At 57.5% G+C, this 23,187-nt stretch carries 17 protein-coding genes; 5 read left to right on the forward strand and 12 right to left on the reverse strand.

Annotated features, from left to right (window positions below):
• Positions 1-4 precede the first annotated feature (4 nt).
• Positions 5-2,398 (reverse strand): maltodextrin phosphorylase, encoded by a 2,394-nt coding sequence (gene malP / locus BFV67_RS20570; RefSeq protein ID WP_069598847.1) that lies wholly within the window; start codon positions 2,396-2,398, stop codon positions 5-7.
• Between the two features lie 588 nt (positions 2,399-2,986).
• Here malP and malT point away from each other — a divergent pair.
• Positions 2,987-5,692 carry an HTH-type transcriptional regulator MalT gene (malT, locus tag BFV67_RS20575; RefSeq protein ID WP_008503059.1) on the forward strand — a complete coding sequence of 902 codons (2,706 nt, stop codon included), beginning with the start codon at positions 2,987-2,989 and terminating at the stop codon, positions 5,690-5,692.
• Between the two features lie 85 nt (positions 5,693-5,777).
• Here the strand turns inward: malT and BFV67_RS20580 are convergent, their stop codons facing one another.
• The 3 genes from BFV67_RS20580 to glpE are packed head-to-tail and all read right to left on the reverse strand — an operon-like array spanning position 5,778 to position 7,763.
• Positions 5,778-6,536 (reverse strand): DeoR/GlpR family transcriptional regulator, encoded by a 759-nt coding sequence (locus BFV67_RS20580; protein ID WP_008503060.1) that lies wholly within the window; start codon positions 6,534-6,536, stop codon positions 5,778-5,780.
• Between the two features lie 16 nt (positions 6,537-6,552).
• The gene (gene glpG, locus BFV67_RS20585) at positions 6,553-7,383 is read right to left on the reverse strand and encodes a rhomboid family intramembrane serine protease GlpG (protein ID WP_023294729.1); all 831 of its coding nucleotides are present in this window, start codon (positions 7,381-7,383) and stop codon (positions 6,553-6,555) included.
• Between the two features lie 47 nt (positions 7,384-7,430).
• A complete protein-coding gene (glpE, locus tag BFV67_RS20590) occupies positions 7,431-7,763 on the reverse strand; it encodes a thiosulfate sulfurtransferase GlpE (protein WP_008503062.1) in 333 nt (110 codons plus the stop codon).
• Between the two features lie 188 nt (positions 7,764-7,951).
• Here glpE and glpD point away from each other — a divergent pair, with 188 nt between their 5' ends.
• Positions 7,952-9,460: a glycerol-3-phosphate dehydrogenase gene (glpD, locus tag BFV67_RS20600; protein ID WP_069598848.1), complete on the forward strand. Its 1,509-nt coding sequence runs from the start codon at positions 7,952-7,954 to the stop codon at positions 9,458-9,460.
• 86 nt (positions 9,461-9,546) lie between these two features.
• Here glpD and glgP read toward each other — a convergent pair whose 3' ends face one another.
• From glgP to asd, 6 genes are all read right to left on the reverse strand, one after another.
• Positions 9,547-11,994 (reverse strand): glycogen phosphorylase, encoded by a 2,448-nt coding sequence (gene glgP / locus BFV67_RS20605; protein WP_008503064.1) that lies wholly within the window; start codon positions 11,992-11,994, stop codon positions 9,547-9,549.
• Between the two features lie 18 nt (positions 11,995-12,012).
• The gene (gene glgA, locus BFV67_RS20610) at positions 12,013-13,446 is read right to left on the reverse strand and encodes a glycogen synthase GlgA (protein ID WP_008503065.1); all 1,434 of its coding nucleotides are present in this window, start codon (positions 13,444-13,446) and stop codon (positions 12,013-12,015) included.
• Positions 13,446-14,741 (reverse strand): glucose-1-phosphate adenylyltransferase, encoded by a 1,296-nt coding sequence (gene glgC / locus BFV67_RS20615; protein ID WP_008503066.1) that lies wholly within the window; start codon positions 14,739-14,741, stop codon positions 13,446-13,448. Before glgC ends, glgA begins: the two co-directional genes overlap by 1 nt.
• Positions 14,742-14,758: 17 nt before the next feature.
• Positions 14,759-16,732: a glycogen debranching protein GlgX gene (glgX, locus tag BFV67_RS20620; protein ID WP_069598849.1), complete on the reverse strand. Its 1,974-nt coding sequence runs from the start codon at positions 16,730-16,732 to the stop codon at positions 14,759-14,761.
• Positions 16,729-18,915 (reverse strand): 1,4-alpha-glucan branching enzyme, encoded by a 2,187-nt coding sequence (gene glgB, locus BFV67_RS20625; protein ID WP_021242180.1) that lies wholly within the window; start codon positions 18,913-18,915, stop codon positions 16,729-16,731. The genes glgX and glgB overlap by 4 nt, the downstream gene beginning before the upstream one ends.
• Before the next feature lie 248 nt (positions 18,916-19,163).
• Entirely contained in the window at positions 19,164-20,267 is a 1,104-nt protein-coding gene (gene asd, locus BFV67_RS20630; RefSeq protein ID WP_021242179.1) for an aspartate-semialdehyde dehydrogenase, read from the reverse strand.
• Between the two features lie 177 nt (positions 20,268-20,444).
• Here asd and yhgN point away from each other — a divergent pair, with 177 nt between their 5' ends.
• Positions 20,445-21,038 carry an NAAT family transporter YhgN gene (gene yhgN / locus BFV67_RS20640; RefSeq protein ID WP_003861574.1) on the forward strand — a complete coding sequence of 198 codons (594 nt, stop codon included), beginning with the start codon at positions 20,445-20,447 and terminating at the stop codon, positions 21,036-21,038.
• A gap of 136 nt (positions 21,039-21,174) precedes the next feature.
• On the opposite strand, the gene BFV67_RS20645 is transcribed toward yhgN, so the two are convergent.
• Both BFV67_RS20645 and tusA read right to left on the reverse strand, forming a co-directional pair.
• Complete coding sequence (locus BFV67_RS20645; RefSeq protein WP_235610610.1) at positions 21,175-21,435, reverse strand: hypothetical protein; 261 nt, start codon at positions 21,433-21,435, stop codon at positions 21,175-21,177.
• Positions 21,436-21,479: 44 nt separating this feature from the next.
• On the reverse strand, positions 21,480-21,722 hold the full coding sequence (tusA, locus tag BFV67_RS20650) for a sulfurtransferase TusA (RefSeq protein WP_017693840.1): 243 nt from the start codon (positions 21,720-21,722) through the stop codon (positions 21,480-21,482).
• A gap of 167 nt (positions 21,723-21,889) precedes the next feature.
• On the opposite strand from tusA, the gene BFV67_RS20655 reads away from it, so the two are divergent.
• Positions 21,890-22,555 (forward strand): 7-cyano-7-deazaguanine/7-aminomethyl-7-deazaguanine transporter, encoded by a 666-nt coding sequence (locus BFV67_RS20655; RefSeq protein ID WP_008503072.1) that lies wholly within the window; start codon positions 21,890-21,892, stop codon positions 22,553-22,555.
• A gap of 72 nt (positions 22,556-22,627) precedes the next feature.
• Entirely contained in the window at positions 22,628-23,185 is a 558-nt protein-coding gene (locus BFV67_RS20660) for a DcrB family lipoprotein (protein WP_008503073.1), read from the forward strand.
• Positions 23,186-23,187 lie beyond the last annotated feature (2 nt).

Below are 23,187 nucleotides of genomic sequence, written 5' to 3' on the forward strand. Positions count from 1 at the left end.
TTCCTTAGCGTTTTGCCTGCCAGATACGGGCCTGATAATCACGGATTGAGCGGTCAGAGCTGAACATACCGCAGCGGGCGGTGTTCAGAATGCACGCCCGGGTCCACGCTTCCTGGTCGCGATACAGCACGTCGACCTGTTTTTGCGCTTCAACGTAGGCCGTGAAGTCCGCCATGACCAGATACGGGTCACCGCCGTGTTTGTCCATGCTGTGCAGCATCTGGTCAAACGCGTGCTTGTCGCCGTCGCTGTATTTGCCGCTCTCCAGCTCCTTCAGCACCGCGTCCAGCACTTTGTCTTTCTTACGCCATTTCACCGGGTCGTAGCCTTTGGCCTTGATGGCTTTCACCTCTTCCACGGTGTGGCCGAAGATAAAGATATTCTCTTCGCCCACCTTCTCGGCGATTTCGACGTTCGCCCCGTCCAGCGTGCCGACGGTCAGCGCGCCGTTCAGCGCCAGCTTCATGTTGCCGGTACCGGAGGCTTCTTTTCCTGCGGTTGAGATCTGCTCGGAGATATCCGCCGCCGGGATCAGCATTTCAGCCGCCGAGACGCAGTAATCCGGCAGGAATACCACCTTCAGCTTGTCGCCCACGTTCGGATCGCTGTTGATCGCCGCCGCCACTTTATTGATGGCGAGGATAATGTTTTTCGCCAGGTAGTAGCCCGGCGCCGCCTTCGCGCCGAACAGGAACACGCGCGGCACGCGGTCAGCCTGCGGGTTCTCGCGGATCTCTTTGTACAGCGCCAGAATGTGCAGCAGGTTCAGGTGCTGACGTTTGTACTCGTGCAGGCGTTTGATCTGGATATCGAAAATCGCATTTGGGTTGATCTCAATCCCGGTGCGCGCTTTCACGAACGCCGCCAGGCGAACTTTGTTCTCCAGCTTGATCGAGCGGTACTGTTCGCGGAATTTCGCGTCGTCAGCGTATTTTTCCAGGTTGATGAGCTGGTCCAGATCGTTGGCCCACTCTTTCTTCAGGGTCTTGTCCAGCAGGCCAGCCAGCAGCGGGTTGCACTGCTTGATCCAGCGACGCGGCGTAATGCCGTTGGTCACGTTGTGGAATTTGGTCGGCCACAGCTGGTGGTATTCCGGGAACAGATCTTTGACCACCAGATCCGAGTGCAGCGCCGCCACGCCGTTCACCGCAAAGCCGCTAACTACGCACATGTTCGCCATGCGTACCTGCTTATCGTGAACCACCGCCAGCTTCGCCCAGACCGCTTTGTTGCCCGGCCAGGTTTTATCCACCAGGGTTTTAAACTGGTCGTTAATCTTGTTGATGATCTGCATGTGGCGCGGCAGCAGCGCTTTCACCAGCTTCTCATCCCAGCATTCGAGCGCTTCCGGCATCAGGGTGTGGTTGGTGTAGGCAAAGGTACGGCTGGTGATGGACCAGGCGTCGTCCCAGCTCAGCTGATGCTCGTCAATCAGCACGCGCAGCAGTTCCGGGATGGCAATGGTCGGGTGCGTGTCGTTGAGCTGAATGACTTCGAAGTCCGGCAGCTGCGCCAGCTTGCGGCCCGCCAGGTGATGGCGACGCAGAATGTCCGCCACGGAGCAGGCGCACTGGAAGTACTGCTGCATCAGGCGCAGCTTTTTACCGGCCAGGTGGTTGTCGTTCGGGTAGAGAACTTTGGTCAGCTTCTCGGCGTCGATGCCCTGCTGCTCGGCACGCAGGAAATCGCCGTCGTTAAATTTGGTCAGGTTAAACGGATGGGCGTGCTTCGCCTGCCACAGACGCAGCGGCTGCGCCACGCCGTTACGGTAGCCAAGCACCGGCAGATCCCAGGCTTCGCCGGTAATGGTGAACGCAGGCTCCCAGAGACCTTGTTTCGTCACTTTCCCGCCAATGCCAACCTGCACGTCCAGCTGCGCGTTATGGCGGAACCACGGGTAGGTATTGCGATGCCAGTCGTCCGGCGCTTCCATCTGATGGCCGTCAGCGAAGGACTGACGGAACAGGCCGTACTGGTAGTTCAGACCGTAACCAATCGCCGACTGGCCGACGGTCGCCATGGAATCCAGGAAACAGGCCGCCAGACGGCCCAGACCACCGTTGCCCAGCGCGGGGTCAATCTCTTCTTCCAGCAGGTCGGTCAGGTTAATATCGTGCTCTTTCAGCACATCACCCACCTCCTGATACCAGCCGAGGTTCAACAGGTTGTTGCCCGTCAGACGGCCAATCAGGAACTCCATTGAAATGTAGTTTACATGGCGCTGCCCGTTTGCCGGTTTTGCCAGAGGTTGAGCATCCAGCTGCTCTGAGAGCGCACCGCTCACTGCCTGCCACCACTGGTGAGGCGTCATCTCGTTTGCAGCATGAAGGCCAAAACGCTGCCACTGACGCGTCAGGGCAGCCTGGAATTGAGCTTTGTTGAAGGTAGGCTGTGACATAGGGGATCGGCATCCTTTAGAAAGAAAACACAAGTTGGCGCTAGTGTGCCTGGCTCATTTCACCTCTTCCTCCTCCCGTAGGGGATTAGACAGGGAGGAGTAGCGGGGATGAGCAGAAAAGTGTGATCAAGGCCACTCTCAGAGCATAGTTCGAGTGTGCCCGGAAGATAAAAAAGTAACCGAGGAGAATGTCAAAGAAATGAAATGCAGTTTCGGATGAAATTAAACCCTGCCGAAATAATTACTTACCTGGAATAATATTTTTGCAACAGGATGTCATAACCAGGAAAGGTATTATTCTCGCTGAACTTTACCCACACTTTATTAAATTTGACGTCACTATCCCTTCCTGAAACCAGTTTCAGCGCAGCCGCAGCACAACCATACAAGCCAGCATTGACGCGGCATTAAAGCCCTTTCCAGAAAGTTCCATCATCTGCCTGAATGTTTTGTGACAGAGTGCAAATTCAGAGCCACCAAATCCAGACATAACTTGCAATAGTTCTCTTTCTGACCGACCTTATATCGTATTAATTACGAAGCGCAAAAAAAATAAAATATCTCGTTCCCCACAGTGAAGTGAAACCTATGTTGATTCCGTCTAAATTAAGTCGCCCGGTTCGTCTTGACCATACAGTGGTCCGCGAGCGTCTGTTGGCTAAACTTTCCGGCGCGCATAATTTCCGACTGGCGCTGGTTACGAGCCCTGCAGGTTATGGAAAAACAACGCTCATCTCGCAATGGGCCGCAGGTAAGAGCGATCTTGGCTGGTACTCCCTTGATGAGGGCGATAACCAGCAAGAACGTTTTGCCAGCTATCTGATTGCCGCCATACAGCAAGCCACCCATGGACACTGCGTCGCCAGTGAGGTGATGGTGCAAAAGCGCCAGTACGCCAGCCTGTCCTCCCTTTTCTCTCAGCTGTTTATCGAACTGGCTGAATGGCATCGCCCGCTTTACGTGGTGATTGATGATTACCATCTCATCACTAACCCGGTGATTCATGAATCGATGCGTTTCTTCCTGCGCCATCAGCCGGAAAACCTGACGTTAGTGGTGCTGTCACGCAACCTGCCGCAGTTGGGTATTGCCAACCTGCGCGTGCGCGATCAGCTTCTGGAAGTGGGTAGCCAACAGCTTGCTTTTACCCACCAGGAAGCGAAACAGTTCTTCGACTGCCGCCTGAACTCACCGATTGAGGCCGCCGAAAGCAGCCGTCTGTGTGATGACGTCGCAGGCTGGGCAACGGCGCTGCAGCTGATTGCCCTCTCTGCCCGGCAAAACAACAGTCCGGCGCACCAGTCAGCGCGCCGTCTGGCCGGCATCAACGCCAGCCACCTCTCTGATTACCTGGTGGATGAGGTGCTGGACAGCGTCGATCCCTCGACGCGTAATTTCCTGCTGAAAAGCTCGCTGCTGCGCTCCATGAACGATGCGCTGATCGTGCGGGTAACGGGCTGTGAAAACGGTCAGCTTCAGCTCGAAGAGATTGAACGTCAGGGCCTTTTCCTGACGCGCATGGACGATCCCGGCGAGTGGTTTAGCTATCATCCGCTGTTTGGTAGCTTCCTGCGCCAGCGCTGTCAGTGGGAGCTGGCGGTTGAACTGCCGGAGATCCACCGCGCCGCTGCCGAAAGCTGGATGGCACAGGGCTTCCCGAGCGAGGCCATCCACCACGCGCTCGCCGCCGGGGATGCCAGCATGCTGCGCGATATCCTCCTCAATCACGCGTGGGGCCTGTTTAACCACAGCGAGCTGACCCTGCTGGAAGAGTCCCTCAAAGCCCTGCCGTGGGAAAGCCTGCTGGAGAATCCGCGTCTGGTGCTGCTGCAGGCCTGGCTGATGCAGAGCCAGCATCGCTACAGCGAAGTGAACACCCTGCTGGCGCGCGCCGAGCAGGAGATGGAAAGCGAGATGGATACCACCCTGCACGGCGAGTTCAACGCGCTGCGCGCTCAGGTGGCCATTAACGACGGCGACCCGGACGAAGCGGAACGGCTGGCAATGGTCGCGCTGGATGAACTGCCGCTGGCCAACTTCTACAGCCGCATCGTGGCGACCTCCGTACACGGCGAAGTGCTGCACTGCAAAGGCGACCTCACGCGCTCGCTTTCACTGATGCAGCAAACCGAACAGATGGCGCGTCGTCATGATGTCTGGCACTACGCGCTGTGGAGCCTGATCCAGCAGAGCGAGATTTTATTCGCGCAGGGGTTCCTGCAGGCCGCCTGGGAAAACCAGGAGAAAGCGTTCCAGCTGATTCGCGAGCAGCATCTGGAACAGCTGCCGATGCACGAGTTCCTGCTGCGTATTCGCGCTCAATTACTGTGGGCATGGTCGCGTCTGGATGAAGCAGAAAGCTGCGCCCGCCAGGGTGTGGATGTTCTTTCCAGTTTCCAGCCTCAGCAGCAGCTGCAGTGCCTGGCGCTGCTGGTGCAGTGCTCGCTGGCGCGCGGCGATCTCGATAACGCCCGCAACCATCTTAACCGCCTGGAAAACCTGCTCGGCAACGGCCAGTATCATAGCGACTGGGTGTCAAACGCCGACAAGGTCCGGGTGATTTACTGGCAGATGACCGGCGATAAAAAATCCGCCGCCAACTGGCTGCGTCAGACGCCAAAACCGGAATTTGCCAACAACCACTTCCTGCAGAGCCAGTGGCGCAACATTGCCCGCGCGCAGATCCTGCTCGGTGAATTAGAGCCCGCTGAGATTGTGCTGGAAGAGCTGAACGAGAACGCGCGCAGCCTGCGCCTGATGAGCGACCTGAACCGCAACCTGCTGCTGCAAAATCAGCTCTACTGGCAGGCGGGCCGTAAAAACGATGCCCAGCGCGTGCTGCTGGAGGCGCTACAGCTGGCAAACCGCACCGGGTTTATCAGCCACTTTGTGATTGAAGGGGAAGTGATGGCCCAGCAGCTGCGTCAGCTGATTCAGCTCAACACGCTGCCGGAGCTGGATCAGCATCGCGCCCAGCGCATTCTGCGCGAGATTAACCAGCATCATCGCCACAAGTTTGCGCATTTCGATGAGAACTTCGTTGAACGTCTGCTAAACCACCCTGAAGTGCCGGAGCTTATCCGCACCAGTCCGCTTACCCAGCGCGAATGGCAGGTTCTGGGGCTGATCTATTCAGGCTACAGCAACGAGCAGATTGCCGGCGAGCTGGCGGTGGCGGCGACCACCATCAAAACGCATATCCGCAACCTGTACCAGAAGCTGGGCGTGGCGCATCGACAGGATGCGGTGCAGCATGCGCAGCAGCTGTTGAAGATGATGGGGTACGGCGTTTAGTTTTGTGCGGTCTGATGCCCTCTCCCACAGGGAGAGGGAAAACAATTTGTAGGTCGGGTAAGCGCAGCGCCACCCGACACAACCGTTAGCACAGTTCCAGCTGCAAATTATTATCTTTAATTACCTGCATCACGCCCGCCGGCGGCATCACGTCGGTATAGACCGCATCCACCATGCTGATGCTGCCCATGTTCACCATCGCGTTACGGCCAAACTTCGAGTGATCCACCACCAGCATCACGTGGCGTGAGTTTTCAATGATCGCGCGCTTGGTGCGCACCTCGTGGTAATCAAACTCCAGCAGCGAACCGTCGCTGTCGATGCCGCTGATGCCCAGAATGCCGAAGTCGAGGCGGAACTGAGAGATAAAGTCGAGGGTCGCTTCACCGATAATCCCGCCGTCGCGGCTGCGTAGCTCGCCGCCCGCGAGGATGATGCGGAAATCGTCTTTTTGCATCAGGGTATTGGCGACGTTCAGGTTGTTGGTGACCACGCGCAGGTTCTCGTGATCCAGCAGCGCATGGGCGACCGCTTCCGGCGTGGTGCCGATATCAATAAACAGCGTCGCCCCGTTCGGGATCTGGCTGGCGACCTTGCGGGCAATGCGCTCTTTCTCCGCCGTCTGCGTCGCTTTTCGGTCGTGCCAGGAGGTGTTGACCGAGCTGGACGGCAGCGCCGCGCCGCCGTGGTGGCGAAGGATGCGGTTCTGATCGGCCAGGTCGTTCAGGTCACGACGGATGGTTTGTGGGCTGACGGCAAACTGCTCCACCAGCTCTTCGGTGCTGACGTATCCCTGTTTTTTTACCAGTTCGATAATGGCGTCATGACGTTGTGTTTGTTTCATCAATTATCCCTGAGAATTATGTTCGTTTTCGCGCATGGAGCGTGTCGGCAAAGGCCATCGCCAGCCCCACGGCCAGCCCGGCGACGTGCGCACCGTTGGCGATAGACATACCAAACAGATCAAACCATCCGGCAATTAGCCATATTAACGCAAAGGTTATCAATCCGCGTTGCAGATAGATGCCGCTTTGCGGATCGCGCTCCCCGCGAAGCCAGACGTAGCCCATCAGGGCATAGACGACACCCGACAGCCCGCCAAACCACGGCCCGCTGAACTTGTGCTGTACGTAGCCGCTCAACAGCGCGCTGATGATGGTGATAACGATCAGCTTGCCGCTGCCCAGACGCTTTTCAACGGCACCGCCGAGATACCACCACCAGAGCAGGTTGAAGAGGATATGCATCACCGAGAAGTGCATCAGCGCGTGGCTAAAGTAGCGCCATACGTCAAACTCAAGCGACGGATCATAGGGCCACGCCAGGGCAATCATCACGCTCTGGTCGCCGACCACGTTCATGATAATAAAGACGATGATGCAGGCCGCCATCAGCAGCAGCGTAAACGGGCCCGCGCGCTCGCGAAGGGTGGCAAGGAAGGGAAAGCGGCTGTACTGCAATCCGCTGCCGGTCTGTCCGGATTGCCAGCTGGCCGCGAGATAGCGCGGGTCGCCAGGGTTCTCAAGAAAACGCGCCAGCTCCTCGTTTACCCGCCCGGCCTGGCTCTCATCGGCCAGCCAGACGTCGGTCTGCGTATGTTGCTGAATAGTAAGAATAACGCCCTGCGTCGCCATATAGTCGACAAACGCCTGGGCGACGCGCGGGTTGGTAAAAGAGGTGATCATCAACATGGGCAGCGGTCGCTTATTTCCACACAAAAGGGGACAGTATAGCGGGATCAGCGCTCAAACGCGTATTCCACTTCCGCCGGGAAATGACGATGCCAGGCATCGAAACCGCCGTCGACGCTGTAAACCGCGTCGTAACCCTGCTGAAGCAGATACTGCGCCGCGCCTTTGCTGCTGTTGCCGTGGTAGCACATGACCATCACCGGCGTGTCGAAGTCGTTATCGCGCATAAACGCGCCGAGCGTGTCGTTGGTGAGATGAAACGCGCCCGGCGTATGGCCCATCGCAAAACTCTGCGGATCGCGGATGTCCACCAGCACCGCTTTTCCCTGGTGCATCTTCTGGTGGGCTTCTTCTACGTTAATACATTCAAACTGATCCATGGTGTTCTCTTAACAGTGGTCAACGACAAGATTTTACCCCGTAGTGTACGTCCTGGCGGCGGGTAAACGCCATTATGTTATCCATATCACTCTAAATTGTTTTTTTGATGTTACCAAAAGCGCGTTCCTTTGCTATTATGAGCGATATCGAACATTTCTGAGCTTTAACGAAAGTGCATGAGGGTGTTATGGAAACCAAAGATCTGATTGTGATAGGCGGTGGCATCAACGGTGCCGGTATTGCGGTCGATGCCGCAGGACGCGGTTTATCCGTACTGATGCTGGAAGCTAACGATCTCGCCTGCGCGACGTCGTCCGCCAGCTCCAAACTGATTCACGGTGGCCTGCGCTACCTGGAACACTACGAATTCCGCCTGGTCAGCGAAGCGCTGGCCGAACGTGAAGTGCTGCTGAAAATGGCCCCGCATCTGGCGATTCCGATGCGCTTCCGCCTGCCCCATCGCCCGCATCTGCGTCCGGCGTGGATGATCCGCATTGGTCTGTTTATGTACGATCATCTGGGTAAACGCACCAGCCTCCCGGGTTCGAAAGGGTTGCGTTTTGGCTCAGAATCGGTCCTTAAGCGAGAAATCGTGCGCGGATTCGAATATTCCGACTGTTGGGTGGACGATGCCCGCCTGGTGCTGGCGAACGCGCAGATGGTTGAGAAGAAAGGCGGCGAGGTGAAAACCCGCACCCGCGCGACCGCTGCCCGTCGTGAAAACGGCCTGTGGGTTGTCGAGGCGGAAGATATCGATACCGGCGAGAAGTTCAGCTGGAAAGCGCGCGGCCTGGTGAACGCCACCGGCCCGTGGGTGAAGCAGTTCTTTGACGACGGCATGCATCTGCCCTCCCCGTACGGCATCCGCCTGATAAAGGGCAGCCACATTGTGGTGCCGCGCGTGCATACTCAGAAGCAGGCCTACATTCTGCAGAACGAAGACAAGCGCATCGTGTTTGTGATCCCGTGGATGGACGAATTCTCGATCATCGGCACCACCGACGTGGAGTACAAAGGCGATCCGAAGAACGTCGAGATCGACGAGAGCGAAGTGAACTACCTGCTTAAAGTGTATAACGCGCACTTTAAGAAACAGCTGTCGCGCGACGACGTGGTCTGGACCTACTCCGGCGTGCGTCCGCTGTGCGATGACGAGTCTGACTCACCGCAGGCCATTACCCGCGACTATACGCTCGATATTCACGACGTTGACGGTCAGGCGCCGCTGCTCTCCGTATTTGGCGGCAAGCTCACCACCTACCGCAAGCTGGCCGAGCACGCGCTGGAAAAACTGGCGCCGTACTACAAAGGCATTGGCCCGGCATGGACCAAAGGTGCGGTACTGCCCGGCGGTGATATCGGCGATAACCGCGATGATTACGCCGCGAAGCTGCGCCGTCGCTTCCCGTTCATCACCGAAGGGATGGCGCGTCACTATGCCCGCACCTACGGCAGCAATACCGAGCTGATCCTGGGTGATGCAAAAGAGATTGCCGATCTGGGCGAGTATTTCGGCCACGAGCTGTACGAAGCCGAGCTGCGTTATCTGGTTGAGCACGAGTGGGTGCGTCGTCTGGATGATGCTATCTGGCGCCGTACCAAAGAAGGGATGTGGCTCAACGCCGAACAGCAGTCTCGCGTGGCGCAGTGGTTGCTGCAACATGCGGCGAAACGCGAGCTGTCGCTGGCGTCCTAATACAAAAAAGCCGGGTGGCGGCTCCGCCTTACCCGGCCTACTCGATCCCGTAGGCCCGGTAAGCGCAGCGCCACCGGGCTTTGTTTTTACAACCTCACCGGATCAATATGCCAGATCGTCTCGGCATACTCCTTGATGGTCCTGTCTGACGAGAAATAGCCCATATTGGCGATGTTGTACATCGCGGCGCTGGTCCACTTCTCAGGCTGGCGATACAGTTCGTCCACCTTATCCTGACAGTCGACGTAGCTACGGTAATCCGCCAGCACCTGGTAGTGATCGCCAAAGTTAATCAGCGAATCCACCAGATCGCGGTAGCGGCTCGGTTCATCAGGGCTAAACACGCCGGTTGCAATCTGCGTCAGCACCTGACGCAACTCTTCATCCTCTTCGTAATATTGACGCGGCGAGTAGCCTTTCCTGCGCAGCGCCTCTACCTCTTCCGTCGTATTACCGAAGATAAAGATATTCTCTTCGCCCACGTGCTCCAGCATCTCGACGTTCGCCCCGTCCAGCGTGCCGATGGTCAGCGCGCCGTTAAGGGCAAACTTCATGTTACTGGTGCCGGATGCCTCCGTGCCCGCCGTAGAAATCTGCTCAGAGAGATCCGCCGCCGGGATGATCAGCTGCGCCAGGCTGACGCTGTAGTTCGGAATGAATACCACCTTCAGCTTGTCGCCAATATCCGGATCCTGGTTAACCACCTTCGCCACGTCGTTGATGAGATGAATAATGTGCTTCGCCATGTAGTAGGCCGACGCCGCCTTACCGGCGAAGATCTTCACGCGCGGCACCCATTCGGCCGTCGGGTCGGCCTTAATCCGGTTGTAATGGGTGATCACGTGCAGCACGTTCATCAGCTGACGCTTGTATTCGTGGATGCGTTTGATCTGCACGTCGAACAGCGCTTTCGGGTTTGCCACCACGTTCAGGTGCATCGCCAGCCAGACCGCCAGACGCTTTTTGTTCAGCAGCTTGGCTTCGCGCACGGCTTTGTTCACCGTCGGGAAATCAATATGCTGTTCCAGCTCGCTCAGCTGGCTCAAATCGGTACGCCAGGTGCGGCCGATATTCTCGTCCAGCACCTCCGAGAGCGGCTGGTTGGCCAGCGCCAGCCAGCGGCGCGGGGTGACGCCGTTGGTCACGTTGCAGAACCGCGTCGGGAAGATCTTCGCGAAGTCCGCAAACAGCGACTGCACCATCAGGTTCGAGTGGAGCTCGGACACGCCGTTGACCTTGTGGCTGATGACAACCGCCAGCCAGGCCATGCGCACGCGGCGGCCGTTCGACTCATCAATGATGGACGCGCGGCTCAGCAGGCCGGTATCGTTCGGATACTGCTCCTGCAGCGTCTTGAGGAAGTAGTCGTTAATCTCAAAGATAATCTGCAGATGGCGCGGCAGGATTTTGCCGAGCATGTCCACCGGCCACGTCTCCAGCGCTTCGCTCATCAGCGTGTGGTTGGTGTACGAGAACACCTGGCAGGTCACCTCAAAGGCGTCGTCCCAGCTGAACTTATGCTCGTCGATCAGCAGGCGCATCAGCTCCGGAATAGAGAGCACCGGGTGGGTGTCATTAAGGTGGATCGCGGTTTTCTCCGCCAGGTTGGCGTAGGTTTTGTGCAGCTGATGGTGGCGGCTGAGGATATCCTGAATGGTCGCCGAAACGAGGAAGTACTCCTGACGCAGGCGCAGCTCGCGGCCTGAGTAGGTCGAGTCATCCGGGTACAGCACGCGGGATACGTTCTCGGAGTGGTTTTTATCCTCCACCGCCGCGAAGTAGTCACCCTGGTTAAATTTACCGAGGTTAATTTCGCTACTGGCCTGAGCGCTCCACAGGCGCAGCGTGTTGGTGGCATCGGTGTCGTAGCCGGGGATGATCTGGTCGTAGGCCACGGCCAGGATCTCTTCCGTTTCCACCCAGCGGGATTTTTTTCCTTCCTGCTGAATACGCCCGCCAAAGCGCACCTTGTAGCGCGTGTTGTGGCGCTTGAACTCCCACGGGTTGCCGTACTCCAGCCAGTAGTCCGGGGACTCTTTCTGGCGCCCGTCAACGATGTTCTGTTTGAACATGCCGTAATCGTAGCGAATACCGTAGCCGCGGCCCGGCAGCGCCAGCGTCGCCAGCGAGTCGAGGAAGCAGGCGGCAAGACGTCCCAGACCGCCGTTACCGAGGCCCGGGTCGTTCTCTTCGTCGATCAGTTCTTCTAAATCTAACCCCATCTCTTCCAGTGCGGTTTTGACGTCGTCATAAATACCGAGCGACAACAGCGCATTGGATAGCGTGCGGCCAATCAAAAATTCCATCGACAGATAGTAAACCTGACGCGTCTCCTGCGAGAGCTGGGCGCGGTTTGAGCGCAGCCAGCGTTCAACTAAGCGGTCGCGCACCGCAAACAGGGTGGCGTTCAGCCACTCGTGCTTGTTGGCAATAACCGGATCTTTCCCGATGGTGAACATCAGCTTGTAGGCGATGGAGTGCTTTAACGCCTCAACGCTGAGCGTGGGTGAAGAGTAGCTAAATGGAGCGTTCATATCAGTAACTTCGCCTCGTTACATCAAGCGTTGATAGAGATCGCGGTATGACTGCGCCGCAACGTGCCAGCTAAAGTCCATGGACATCGCCTGGCGTTGGACGTAGCGCCACAGCGATGGACGGGACCACAAGACGAAAGCACGCCGAATCGCCCGAAGCAGCGACCAGGCATTACTGTCCTCAAAGACAAACCCGCTGGCGATACCGTCCGCCAGGTTTTCCAGTGAGCTATCCGATACCGTATCCGCCAGCCCGCCCGTGCGGCGCACCAGCGGCAGGGTGCCGTATTTCAGGCCGTAAAGCTGCGTCAGGCCGCAGGGTTCGAAACGGCTCGGCACCAGGATGACGTCCGCGCCGCCCATAATGCGGTGCGAAAATGCCTCGTGGTAGCCAATCTGTACGCCCACCTGCCCCGGATGTTCCGCGGCGGCGGCAAGGAAACCTTCCTGCAATACCGGGTCGCCCGCGCCGAGCAGCGCCAGCTGCCCGCCCTGCTCCAGTAAACCGGGCAGCGCCTCCAGCACCAGATCCAGCCCTTTCTGGCTGGTCAGGCGGCTTACGACGGCGAACAGCGGCACTTTGTCGTTAACCTTCAGGCCCATCGCAATCTGCAGCTGGCGTTTGTTTTCCGCTTTGTCTTCCACGGAATCACGGCCATAGCGCGCCGCCAGCAGGAGATCGGTTTCCGGGCTCCAGATCTGTTCATCCACGCCGTTCAGAATGCCCGACAGGCGGCCTTCGCGGTGGCGCTGCTGCAGCAACCCTTCCATGCCGTAGCCAAATGCCGGCTGGGTGATCTCACGCGCGTAGGTTGGGCTCACCGCCGTGATGTGATCGGCGTAGTACAGCCCCGCCTTCAGGAACGAGATCTGCCCGTTAAACTCCAGACCGTGCATGTTAAAGAACGACCATGGCAGATCGATGTCATTCATGTGATGGGCGTAGTACATCCCCTGATAGGCCAGGTTATGCACGGTAAAGACCGATTTCGCCGGGTGGCCGCGCGCGGCGAGATACGCCGGGGCAAGCCCGGCGTGCCAGTCGTGCGCGTGCACCACATCCGGACGCCAGAACGGATCCAGCCCCGTCGCCATTTCTGCTCCAACCCAGCCGAGCAGCGCAAAGCGCAGCACGTTGTCGGTATAGGCGAACAGGTTCGTATCGTGATACGGGCTACCCGGGCGATCGTATAAATGCGGCGCGTCGATCAGGTAAATCCCTACGCCATTGTAATGTCCAAACAGCAGGGTAATGCGTCCGGCAAACGTTTCACGGCGGGTCACCACTTTTGCATCAGGTATACCGCGCCGGATATCCGGAAAGGCGGGCAGCAGGACTCGGGTATCCACGCCTCCGGCGATTTGCGCCGCCGGTAATGCGCCAAGCACATCTGCCAGACCGCCCGTTTTTAATAACGGGAACATCTCAGAACATACGTGTAAAACCTGCATCATCGCTCCTGTTTGATTTGCAGCTTCCGCAACATTTCCCGTGTGACTAACACGATCCCCTCTTCCGAACGGTAGAAACGACGCGCGTCTTCTTCCGCATTCTCCCCAATGACCATCCCTTCAGGGATGACGCAGGCACGGTCGATCACGCAACGACGCAGACGACACGAGCGCCCTACCCAGACGTCCGGCAATAAGACTGCCGAATCGATATTACAGAATGAATTTATCCGCACGCGCGGGAACAGCACCGACTGCACCACGACCGAACCGGAGATGATGCACCCGCCGGACACCAGCGAGTTCAGCGTCATGCCGTGGCTGCCGGAGCGGTCCTGCACGAATTTGGCTGGCGGCAGCGACTCCATATGGGTACGAATCGGCCAGTTCTGGTCGTACATATCCAGTTCAGGCGTGACCGATGCCAGATCGAGGTTCGCTTTCCAGTACGCTTCCAGCGTGCCCACATCGCGCCAGTACGGTTCCGCATTCGGGTCGGACTGCACGCAGGACAGCGGGAAAGGATGTGCATACGCCATGCCAGCTTTGGTGATTTTCGGAATGATGTCTTTACCGAAGTCGTGGCTTGAGTTTTCGTCTTTGTCGTCTTCTTCCAGCAGCTCATAAAGATAATCTGCGTCAAAGACATAGATCCCCATGCTGGCGAGCGATTTGGTGTCATCGCCCGGCATGGTTGGCGGGTTCGCCGGTTTTTCAACGAAGTCGATAATTTTGTCGTCGGCATCCACGTGCATGACGCCAAACGCCGTCGCTTCAGCAACGGGCACGGGCAGACACGCCACGGTGCAGCGCGCCCCTTTTTCGACGTGGTCGATAAGCATGTGGGAGTAATCTTGCTTGTAGATGTGGTCCCCGGCGAGGATCACAATGTATTCCGCGTTATAGCGACGAATGATGTCGAGGTTCTGGGTGACCGCATCCGCTGTCCCGCGATACCAGTTCTCGCCGTGAACGCGCTGCTGCGCAGGAAGGAGATCGACAAATTCGTTCATCTCTTCGCTGAAGAATGACCAGCCGCGCTGAATATGCTGCACCAGGGTGTGCGACTGATACTGCGTGATGACGCCAATGCGGCGAATGCCCGAGTTCAGGCAGTTGGAGAGCGCAAAGTCGATAATACGGAACTTACCACCAAAGTGAACGGCCGGCTTGGCGCGCTTGATGGTCAAATCTTTCAGACGGGTACCACGCCCGCCCGCAAGTATCAGGGCAACCGTTTTTAATGGTAGCTGGCGTGCCAACATTAAGGGATCGTTCTTCTCTAATCTAACCATGACTAACTCCTTTTTTATCATCTTTGGAATACGCACACTCCGTGCGCAGGCCCGTGCCAGACAGCCATTACTACCGGATTATCCGCTCCGGCAAAGGGGGGAACGGCTCGCCACTCCCCGTCAGGTAAAACAATCTCTGCGACGTCATCCGTCGCGTTCAGCGTGACCAGCCATTTATCCGACAGCAGGATTTGCAGGCGTGGTACGCCGTGTTGCCACTCTTGCGCGCTTAACGGTTGCGCGTCTTTATTCAGCCAGCGAACGTTGCCGTCACCCTCTTCCCACCAGCTGTTGGCGGTCAGCGCGGGGATCTGCTGGCGAAGATGGATCAGCGCAGCGGTAAAATGAATCAGCCCGCTGTTGGCTTCACCCCAGTCGAGCCAGGTTAAGGTGTTGTCCTGGCAATAGGCGTTGTTGTTACCGTGCTGGCTGTGACCATGCTCGTCGCCTGCCAGCAGCATCGGCGTGCCCTGCGACAGTAAAAGCGTTGTCAGCAGCGCATGAACGCTGGCGCGTCGCCGCTCTATCACATCCAGACTTCCGCCTAACCCTTCTATACCATGATTAAAGCTATGGTTATTGTTAGTGCCATCGCGATTCTCTTCGCCGTTCGCCTCATTGTGTTTCTGATTGAAACAAACGCAGTCCCTGAGCGTAAAACCGTCGTGCGCCGTCAACAGATTAACGGTGGCCGACGGGCGTTTGCCGTCGCGCTTAAAGAGATCGCTCGACGCGGCAAAGCGCTCGGCAAATTCCCCCAGCGACAGGTTCCGCTCCAGCCAGAAGCGGCGTACGGCGTCGCGGTAGTGGTCGTTCCACTCGGCAAACAGCGGCGGGAAATTCCCGACCTGATAACCGCCTTCACCAATGTCCCACGGCTCGGCAATCAGCTTCACCTGCGAGAGCACCGGACAGTTTTTTATCGCCTCAAACAATGGCGCCTGCTGACTGAACGCCGGCGTGCGTCCCATGACGGGCGCCAGGTCGAAACGAAAACCGTCGACGTGGAACGTCTCCACCCAGTATTTCAGGCATTCATACGCAAAATGCGTGACCGCCGGATGGCTGAGATTGAGCGTGTTACCGCAGCCGGTCCAGTTCTCATAATCGCCATCGTGCCTGATCCAATAATAGCTACGGTTATCAATTCCGCGCATGGAGAGCGTCGGGCCGTCGAGATCGCTTTCTGCGCTGTGGTTCAGCACCACGTCCAGAATGACCTCAATGCCCGCCGCGTGGAGCGCCTTCACCGCATCGCGGAACTCGTCCCGCGCCTTTTCCGGATGGACGGCATAGCGCGGCTCGAGCGCGAACATCGCCAGCGGGTTATAGCCCCAGTAGTTGCTCAGCCCCAGCCGCTGCAGACGCGGCTCGCTGGCAAAATGGGCGACGGGGAGCAGTTCCAGGGCGGTGATGCCGAGGTGTTTCAGGTAGGCGATCATGGTGGGATGCCCGAGCGCCTTGTAGGTGCCGCGCATCTCTTTGGGGATCGACGGATGCAGGTACGTCAGCCCTTTGACGTGGGCTTCATAAATAACGGTCTTGCCCCACGGCGTCTGCGGCGGGGCATCGTCTTCCCAGTCATAAAGATCGTTCACCACCACGCTTTTTGGCGCGACGGGCGCGCTGTCGCGGTGGTCGGGCTCGCCGTAGCCCACGTGGAAGAGCGGATCATCTTTAAATTCGCCGTCCACGCGGTGCGCGCACGGATCAATCAGCAGCTTCGCCGGGTTAAACCAGTGCCCCTGCGCGGGATCCCACGGACCGTGAACGCGAAAGCCGTACTGCATACCGGGCCGTCCTCCGGCCAGGTAGCCGTGCCAGGTATCCCCCGTGCGCGCAGGTAAATCGTAACGGTGCTCGTTACCTTCCCCGTCAAACACGCACAGTTCAACCCGCTCGGCGTGAGCGGAAAAGAGGGTGAAGTTCACCCCTTTTCCGTCAAAATGCGCCCCGAGCGGTTCGGGTTTACCTGCCGTAAGCTGCGTCATTCGCCCTCCCGCATCAGCCAGATGGTGCCAAGCGGCGGCAGCGTCAGGCTCAGGGAGTTGGGTCGCCCGTGGCTTTCAATGGCGTCGCTCTGTACCAGCCCACCGTTACCGGCGTTGCTGCCGTGGTAGTGCATCGAGTCGGTATTCAGAATTTCGCGCCATTTGCCCGGCTGGTTAATGCCGAAGCGGTAATGTTCGCGCGGCACCGGCGTAAAGTTGCTGGCGACGATGATCTCGTTACCCGCTTTGTCACGACGCACAAAGACAAACACCGAGCGCTCGTGGTCGTCCACCACCAGCCATTCAAAGCCGTACGGATCGAAGTCGAGTTCGTGCAGCGCTTTGTGGTGGCGATAGGTCAGGTTCAGATCGCGCACCAGACGCTGCACGCCGTGGTGCCAGTTGTCGCCGCCTTCCAGCAGATGCCAGTCGAGGCTGGCGTCGTGGTTCCACTCGCGCCCCTGGGCGAACTCATTGCCCATGAACAGCAGTTTCTTGCCCGGGAAGGCAAACATCCAGCCGTAATAGGCGCGCAGGTTGGCAAACTTCTGCCACGCGTCGCCCGGCATGCGGTCGAGAATCGATTTTTTACCGTGTACCACTTCATCGTGCGACAGCGGCAGCATGAAGTTTTCGGTGTAGTTGTAGAGCATCCCGAACGTCAGCTTGTCGTGATGATACTTACGGTGAACCGGATCCAGCTTCATGTAGTCGAGCGTGTCGTGCATCCAGCCCAGGTTCCACTTATACCAGAACCCCAGGCCGCCTGATGACGGCGGACGGGAGACGCCCGCAAAGTCGGTTGACTCTTCCGCCATGGTCACGGCACCGTCCACCTGCTCGCCGATAATGCGGTTGGTATTACGCAGGAATTCAATCGCTTCCAGGTTTTCGCGGCCACCAAACTCGTTCGGGATCCACTCCCCCTCTTTGCGGCTGTAGTCGCGGTAGATCATCGACGCCACCGCATCCACGCGCAGGGCATCGATGCCAAACCGCTCGATCCAGTACAGGGCATTCCCGACCAGGTAGTTTGAGACCTCACGGCGACCGTAGTTGTAGATCAGCGTGTTCCAGTCCTGGTGATAGCCTTCGCGCGGATCGCTGTGCTCGTACAGCTTCGTGCCGTCAAACTCTGCCAGCGCGAAATCATCCGCCGGGAAGTGGCCCGGCACCCAGTCGAGGATGACGTTCAGCCCGGCGGCGTGCGCGGCATCAATGAAATAGCGGAAGTCGTCGCGGGTGCCGAAGCGGCGGGTCGGCGCATACAGCCCGGTGGGCTGATAGCCCCAGCTGCCGTCGAACGGATGCTCGTTGACCGGCAGCAGCTCAAGGTGGGTAAAGCCCATCCATTTGGCGTATGGCACCAGCTGGTCGGCAAGCTCCCGGTAACTCAGCCAGAAGTTGTTATCGGTATGGCGGCGCCAGGAGCCGAGATGGACTTCATAGACGGATATTGGCGCATCAAAACGGTTGGCCTGTTTACGCTCCTCCGTCTGGACGACCTTCTCCGGCAGGCCGCAGATCAGCGACGCGGTATCCGGGCGCATCTGCGCTTCGAAGGCATACGGGTCGGCTTTAATGCGCAGCTTGCCGTGGGCGTCGATCATCTCGAATTTATAAAGCTGCCCGTGGTGTGCCCCGGGGATAAACAGCTCCCAGATGCCGGTTTCCCGACGCAGGCGCATCGGGTGACGGCGGCCGTCCCAGTAGTTGAACTGGCCGACAACGGAGACGCGCTGGGCATTGGGCGCCCACACGGAGAACCGCGTGCCGGTGATGCCGTCCATGGTATCGGCATGGGCGCCCAGCGTTTCATAAGGGCGAAGATGCGTCCCTTCGGAGAGCAGCCAGGCATCCATCTCTTTAAGCAGAGGGCCAAAGCTGTAGGGATCGTCAATCAGGTTTTGCTGACCGTGCCAGAGAACGGCGAGCTGATAGCGAAAAGGATTTTTACGACGGGGCATCACGCCCGAGAAGAAGCCACGGGAATCGAGGCATTCAAGGTTACCGACTTTGCGGCCGGTTTTGGGTTCAATCACCCAGACTTCTGTGGCATCCGGCAACAGGGCACGAACTTCCAGACCTGCCTCAGTACGGTGCATCCCAAGCACAGAAAAGGGGTCAGCGAAATGACCCGCAATAAGCGCATTAATCACGTCTCTATCCACACGATCGGACATGGTATTCATCCTGTTTTTATGTCGTCCTTTTTAAGCGCTCCGGGACGACTTTTAATGTGACCTGAACGGGACAGCACAAAAATGTGCATCCATTCTGCTCCGTTCGAACCTCAGGTAAGAAATGACTCTTCCTTAAAGCATAGCCAACGCTCTAAATGACTCCTGATAAAAAATAAGACATACGCGTGTTACTCCATGTAGTACGCAAAAAAAAGGGGTGAAAATCACCCCCGGTATTTAACAAATTATTACGCCAGCTGGCGCAGCATGCGGCGCAGCGGCTCAGCGGCGCCCCACAGGAGCTGGTCACCGACGGTGAACGCGGAGAGATACTCCGGCCCCATGTTCAGCTTACGCAGACGGCCAACCGGCGTGGTCAGCGTGCCGGTCACCGCTGCCGGGGTCAGCTCGCGCATGGTGATATCGCGATCGTTTGGCACCACTTTCGCCCACGGGTTGTGCGCGGCCAGCAGCTCTTCCACGGTCGGAATAGACACATCTTTTTTCAGTTTAATGGTGAAGGCCTGGCTGTGGCAGCGCAGCGCGCCGATACGCACGCACAGACCGTCAACCGGAATGGTGTTCGCGGTATTGAGGATTTTGTTGGTCTCGGCCTGGCCTTTCCACTCTTCGCGGGTCTGGCCGTTATCCAGCTGCTTGTCGATCCACGGGATCAGGCCACCGGCCAGCGGTACGCCAAAGTTATCCACCGGCAGCTCGCCGCTGCGGGTCAGCTCGGTCACTTTACGCTCGATATCGAGAATAGCCGACGCCGGGTTTGCCAGCTCGGTCGCGACGCTCTGGTGCAGCTGGCCCATCTGGGTCAGCAGCTCGCGCATATGACGCGCGCCGCCGCCGGACGCCGCCTGGTAGGTCGCCACGGAGACCCACTCCACCAGATCCTGCGCGAACAGGCCGCCGAGGGACATCAGCATCAGGCTGACGGTGCAGTTACCGCCAACAAAGGTTTTTACGCCGTTGTTCAGGCCATCGGCGATCACGCCCTGGTTAACCGGGTCGAGAATGATAATGGCATCGTCTTTCATGCGCAGCGACGAGGCCGCGTCAATCCAGTAGCCCTGCCAGCCGCTTTCACGCAGCTTTGGATAGATTTCGTTGGTATAATCGCCGCCCTGGCAGGTCACAATAATGTCGAGTGCCTTCAGCGCTTCCAGATCGTAAGCATCCTGCAACGTGCCTGTGGTACCACCAAAGGACGGAGCAGCCTGGCCGAGCTGAGAAGTGGAGAAGAAGACCGGGCGGATAGCGTCGAAATCGCGCTCTTCAACCATGCGTTGCATGAGTACAGAGCCGACCATACCGCGCCAGCCGATAAAACCAACGTTTTTCATAGCATTTTTTTCCTGCTGAGGGTGTGTGCTGATTGTGCAAGCCAGTATTGAACTGGGATATGCTTCACCTTACAAAATGCTGCCAAAGTCGCAAGCGAAATTAATCGATGATTGCCCGGCAATCAGAAATACAGCTAATTATCATAATAACCTTAGAGAAATTCAGGGATAATTTACATGAGTGAAATCATTTCCGCCGCGGTTTTATTGATCCTGATAATGGATCCCCTGGGTAACCTGCCGATCTTCATGTCGGTGCTGAAGCACACCGAGCCGAAGCGCCGCCGGGCGATCATGATCCGCGAGCTGCTCATCGCCCTGCTGGTGATGTTTATCTTCCTGTTTGCGGGTGAAAAAATCCTCGCCTTCCTGAACCTGCGCGCTGAAACCGTGTCGATTTCCGGCGGGATTATTCTGTTCCTGATTGCGATTAAGATGATTTTCCCGAGCGCGGAAGGCAGCAGCAGCGGCCTGCCTGCGGGTGAAGAGCCGTTTATTGTGCCGCTGGCGATCCCGCTCGTCGCGGGGCCGACCATTCTGGCGACGCTGATGCTGCTGTCGCACCAGTATCCGAATCAGATGAGCCATCTGGTCATTGCCCTGCTGATTGCCTGGGGCGGGACGTTTATCATCCTGCTGCAGTCGTCCCTGTTCCTGCGCCTGCTGGGCGAAAAAGGGGTAAACGCGCTGGAGCGCCTGATGGGGCTGATTCTGGTCATGATGGCAACGCAGATGTTCCTGGATGGGATCAGGGCGTGGATGAAGGGATGACGTTCTCCCTCTCCCTGTGGGAGAGGGCATCAGGCCGCAGAGGCCGTATTCTTGCCGGGTGGCGGCTTCGCCTTACCCGGCCTACAACGGCTCTAGTCCCGTAGGTCGGGTAAGCGTTAGCGCCACCCGACTTTTTTCACAGTGGCAAGATGCCTTCATTTGTACGCAACCAGCGCGGTGCTTTCAACATACCGCTATACAGCTCAACTAAGCCTTGCAACAAATCTCCAGCCACTCTTTCATCACTCTCTGAAAGTGAACGAGCCAACAGCAACTGCGTTAATAGCGGGCAATAGCTTCCCAACTGATCAACTTCCGGTTCGAAGGCAGGGACGTCCAGAGGCAGGTCATCTACCGTTAAACTCGCTTTTAAATATTCAGGAACAGGTTCAAGCATGGGTGCGGCCTGATACCCTCAACCTCCCCCCAAATAAGTCAGGGCTACCCCTTACGAATCAAATACCGGTACGGCAGCGTTTCCGTCTGCTGCGCCACCAGTTCATGCTCCATAAAGGTACAAAAACCGGGAATGTCGCGCGTGGTGGCAGGGTCGTCGGCAACGATCAGCAGCGTTTCACCGGTCTGCATGTTGCGCACGGTTTTACGTACCATCATTACCGGTTCCGGGCAGCGAAGGCCCTGGGCATCAAGAGTGTGGTCTGGGCTGGAAAACAGGTCGGTCATGATCTTCTCGGTCAGGTAAAAACGGCTGTAGTTTACGCCCCGTTGCGGTCAATGCAAACCAGGTTAACGATTGCGTAAAAACTAACCATTGCAATGTCCCGCCAAAGCAGTATCATGCTGCGGTTTTTATTGGGTTCCCTCACCCCAACGTATAAAAAGGTCACAATATGACGCAGTTTTCTGAATCACAGCGCGTAAAAGCGTTGTTCTGGCTTTCGCTTTTCCATTTGCTGGTGATCACCTCCAGCAACTATCTGGTGCAGCTCCCTATCTCCATCTTTGGTTTTCATACCACCTGGGGCGCATTCAGCTTTCCGTTTATTTTCCTCGCCACCGATCTGACCGTGCGTATTTTTGGCGCACCGCTGGCTCGCCGCATTATTTTTGCGGTCATGCTCCCGGCGCTGTTCATCTCGTACGGGGTTTCGTCCCTGTTTTATATGGGAAGCTGGCAGGGCTTTGAGGCGTTAACCCACTTTAACCTGTTTGTCGCCCGTATCGCCGCAGCAAGCTTTATGGCCTACGCGCTGGGGCAGATTCTGGACGTGCACGTGTTTAATCGCCTGCGTCAGAATCATCGCTGGTGGATGGCACCCACCGCCTCCACGCTGTTCGGTAACGTGAGCGATACGCTGGCCTTCTTCTTCATCGCCTTCTGGCGTAGCCCGGATGCGTTCATGGCCGAACACTGGATGGAAATCGCGCTGGTGGACTACTGCTTCAAGGTGCTCATCAGCATTGTATTCTTCCTGCCCATGTACGGCGTGCTGCTGAATATGCTGCTGAAAAGGCTGGCAGATAAATCTGAAATCACGGCATTGCAGGCTGGTTAAGGGTTCGCTTGATCAGTTGTGATAAGATGAGCGAATGAGCCGTTATGGCCGTTTATCGAAAGGAAGAAGTCAATGCGCAATCTGGTTAAATATGTCGGGATTGGCCTGCTGGTTGTGGGTCTTGCAGCCTGTGATAACAGCGACACGAAAACGCCTGCTCAGGGCGCATCCGCAGAAAGCAATGCGACCGGCCAGCCGGTGAATCTGATGGATGGCAAACTCAGCTTCTCTCTGCCAGCCGATATGACTGACCAGAGCGGCAAGCTGGGCACTCAGGCGAATAACATGCACGTTTACTCCGACGCAACCGGGCAGAAAGCGGTCATTGTGATTGTGGGCGACGACACCAGCGAAGATCTGGCGGTCCTGTCCAAACGTCTGGAAGATCAGCAGCGCGGCCGCGACCCGCAGCTGCAGGTCGTGACCAATAAATCCATCGAGCTGAAAGGCCATAAGCTGCAGCAGCTGGACAGCATCATCTCTGCGAAGGGCCAGACCGCGTACTCCTCTGTCGTGCTGGGCAAGGTCGATAACAAACTCCTGACCCTGCAGATCACCCTGCCAGCGGAAGATCAGCAGAAAGCGCAGACGGCTGCTGAAAACATCATTAACACCATCGTAATCCAGTAACG

It is taken from the genome of Enterobacter roggenkampii, assembly GCF_001729805.1.
GTDB lineage: Bacteria > Pseudomonadota > Gammaproteobacteria > Enterobacterales > Enterobacteriaceae > Enterobacter > Enterobacter roggenkampii.

Bases quoted from the DNA above. Each gene is read 5' to 3' on its own strand.
- malP (WP_069598847.1), bottom strand. From the start codon at position 2,398: ATGTCACAGCCTACCTTCAACAAAGCTCAATTCCAGGCTGCCCTGACG.
- malT (WP_008503059.1), top strand. From the start codon at position 2,987: ATGTTGATTCCGTCTAAATTAAGTCGCCCGGTTCGTCTTGACCATACA.
- BFV67_RS20580 (WP_008503060.1), bottom strand. From the start codon at position 6,536: ATGAAACAAACACAACGTCATGACGCCATTATCGAACTGGTAAAAAAA.
- glpG (WP_023294729.1), bottom strand. From the start codon at position 7,383: ATGTTGATGATCACCTCTTTTACCAACCCGCGCGTCGCCCAGGCGTTT.
- glpE (WP_008503062.1), bottom strand. From the start codon at position 7,763: ATGGATCAGTTTGAATGTATTAACGTAGAAGAAGCCCACCAGAAGATG.
- glpD (WP_069598848.1), top strand. From the start codon at position 7,952: ATGGAAACCAAAGATCTGATTGTGATAGGCGGTGGCATCAACGGTGCC.
- glgP (WP_008503064.1), bottom strand. From the start codon at position 11,994: ATGAACGCTCCATTTAGCTACTCTTCACCCACGCTCAGCGTTGAGGCG.
- glgA (WP_008503065.1), bottom strand. From the start codon at position 13,446: ATGCAGGTTTTACACGTATGTTCTGAGATGTTCCCGTTATTAAAAACG.
- glgC (WP_008503066.1), bottom strand. From the start codon at position 14,741: ATGGTTAGATTAGAGAAGAACGATCCCTTAATGTTGGCACGCCAGCTA.
- glgX (WP_069598849.1), bottom strand. From the start codon at position 16,732: ATGACGCAGCTTACGGCAGGTAAACCCGAACCGCTCGGGGCGCATTTT.
- glgB (WP_021242180.1), bottom strand. From the start codon at position 18,915: ATGTCCGATCGTGTGGATAGAGACGTGATTAATGCGCTTATTGCGGGT.
- asd (WP_021242179.1), bottom strand. From the start codon at position 20,267: ATGAAAAACGTTGGTTTTATCGGCTGGCGCGGTATGGTCGGCTCTGTA.
- yhgN (WP_003861574.1), top strand. From the start codon at position 20,445: ATGAGTGAAATCATTTCCGCCGCGGTTTTATTGATCCTGATAATGGAT.
- BFV67_RS20645 (WP_235610610.1), bottom strand. From the start codon at position 21,435: ATGCTTGAACCTGTTCCTGAATATTTAAAAGCGAGTTTAACGGTAGAT.
- tusA (WP_017693840.1), bottom strand. From the start codon at position 21,722: ATGACCGACCTGTTTTCCAGCCCAGACCACACTCTTGATGCCCAGGGC.
- BFV67_RS20655 (WP_008503072.1), top strand. From the start codon at position 21,890: ATGACGCAGTTTTCTGAATCACAGCGCGTAAAAGCGTTGTTCTGGCTT.
- BFV67_RS20660 (WP_008503073.1), top strand. From the start codon at position 22,628: ATGCGCAATCTGGTTAAATATGTCGGGATTGGCCTGCTGGTTGTGGGT.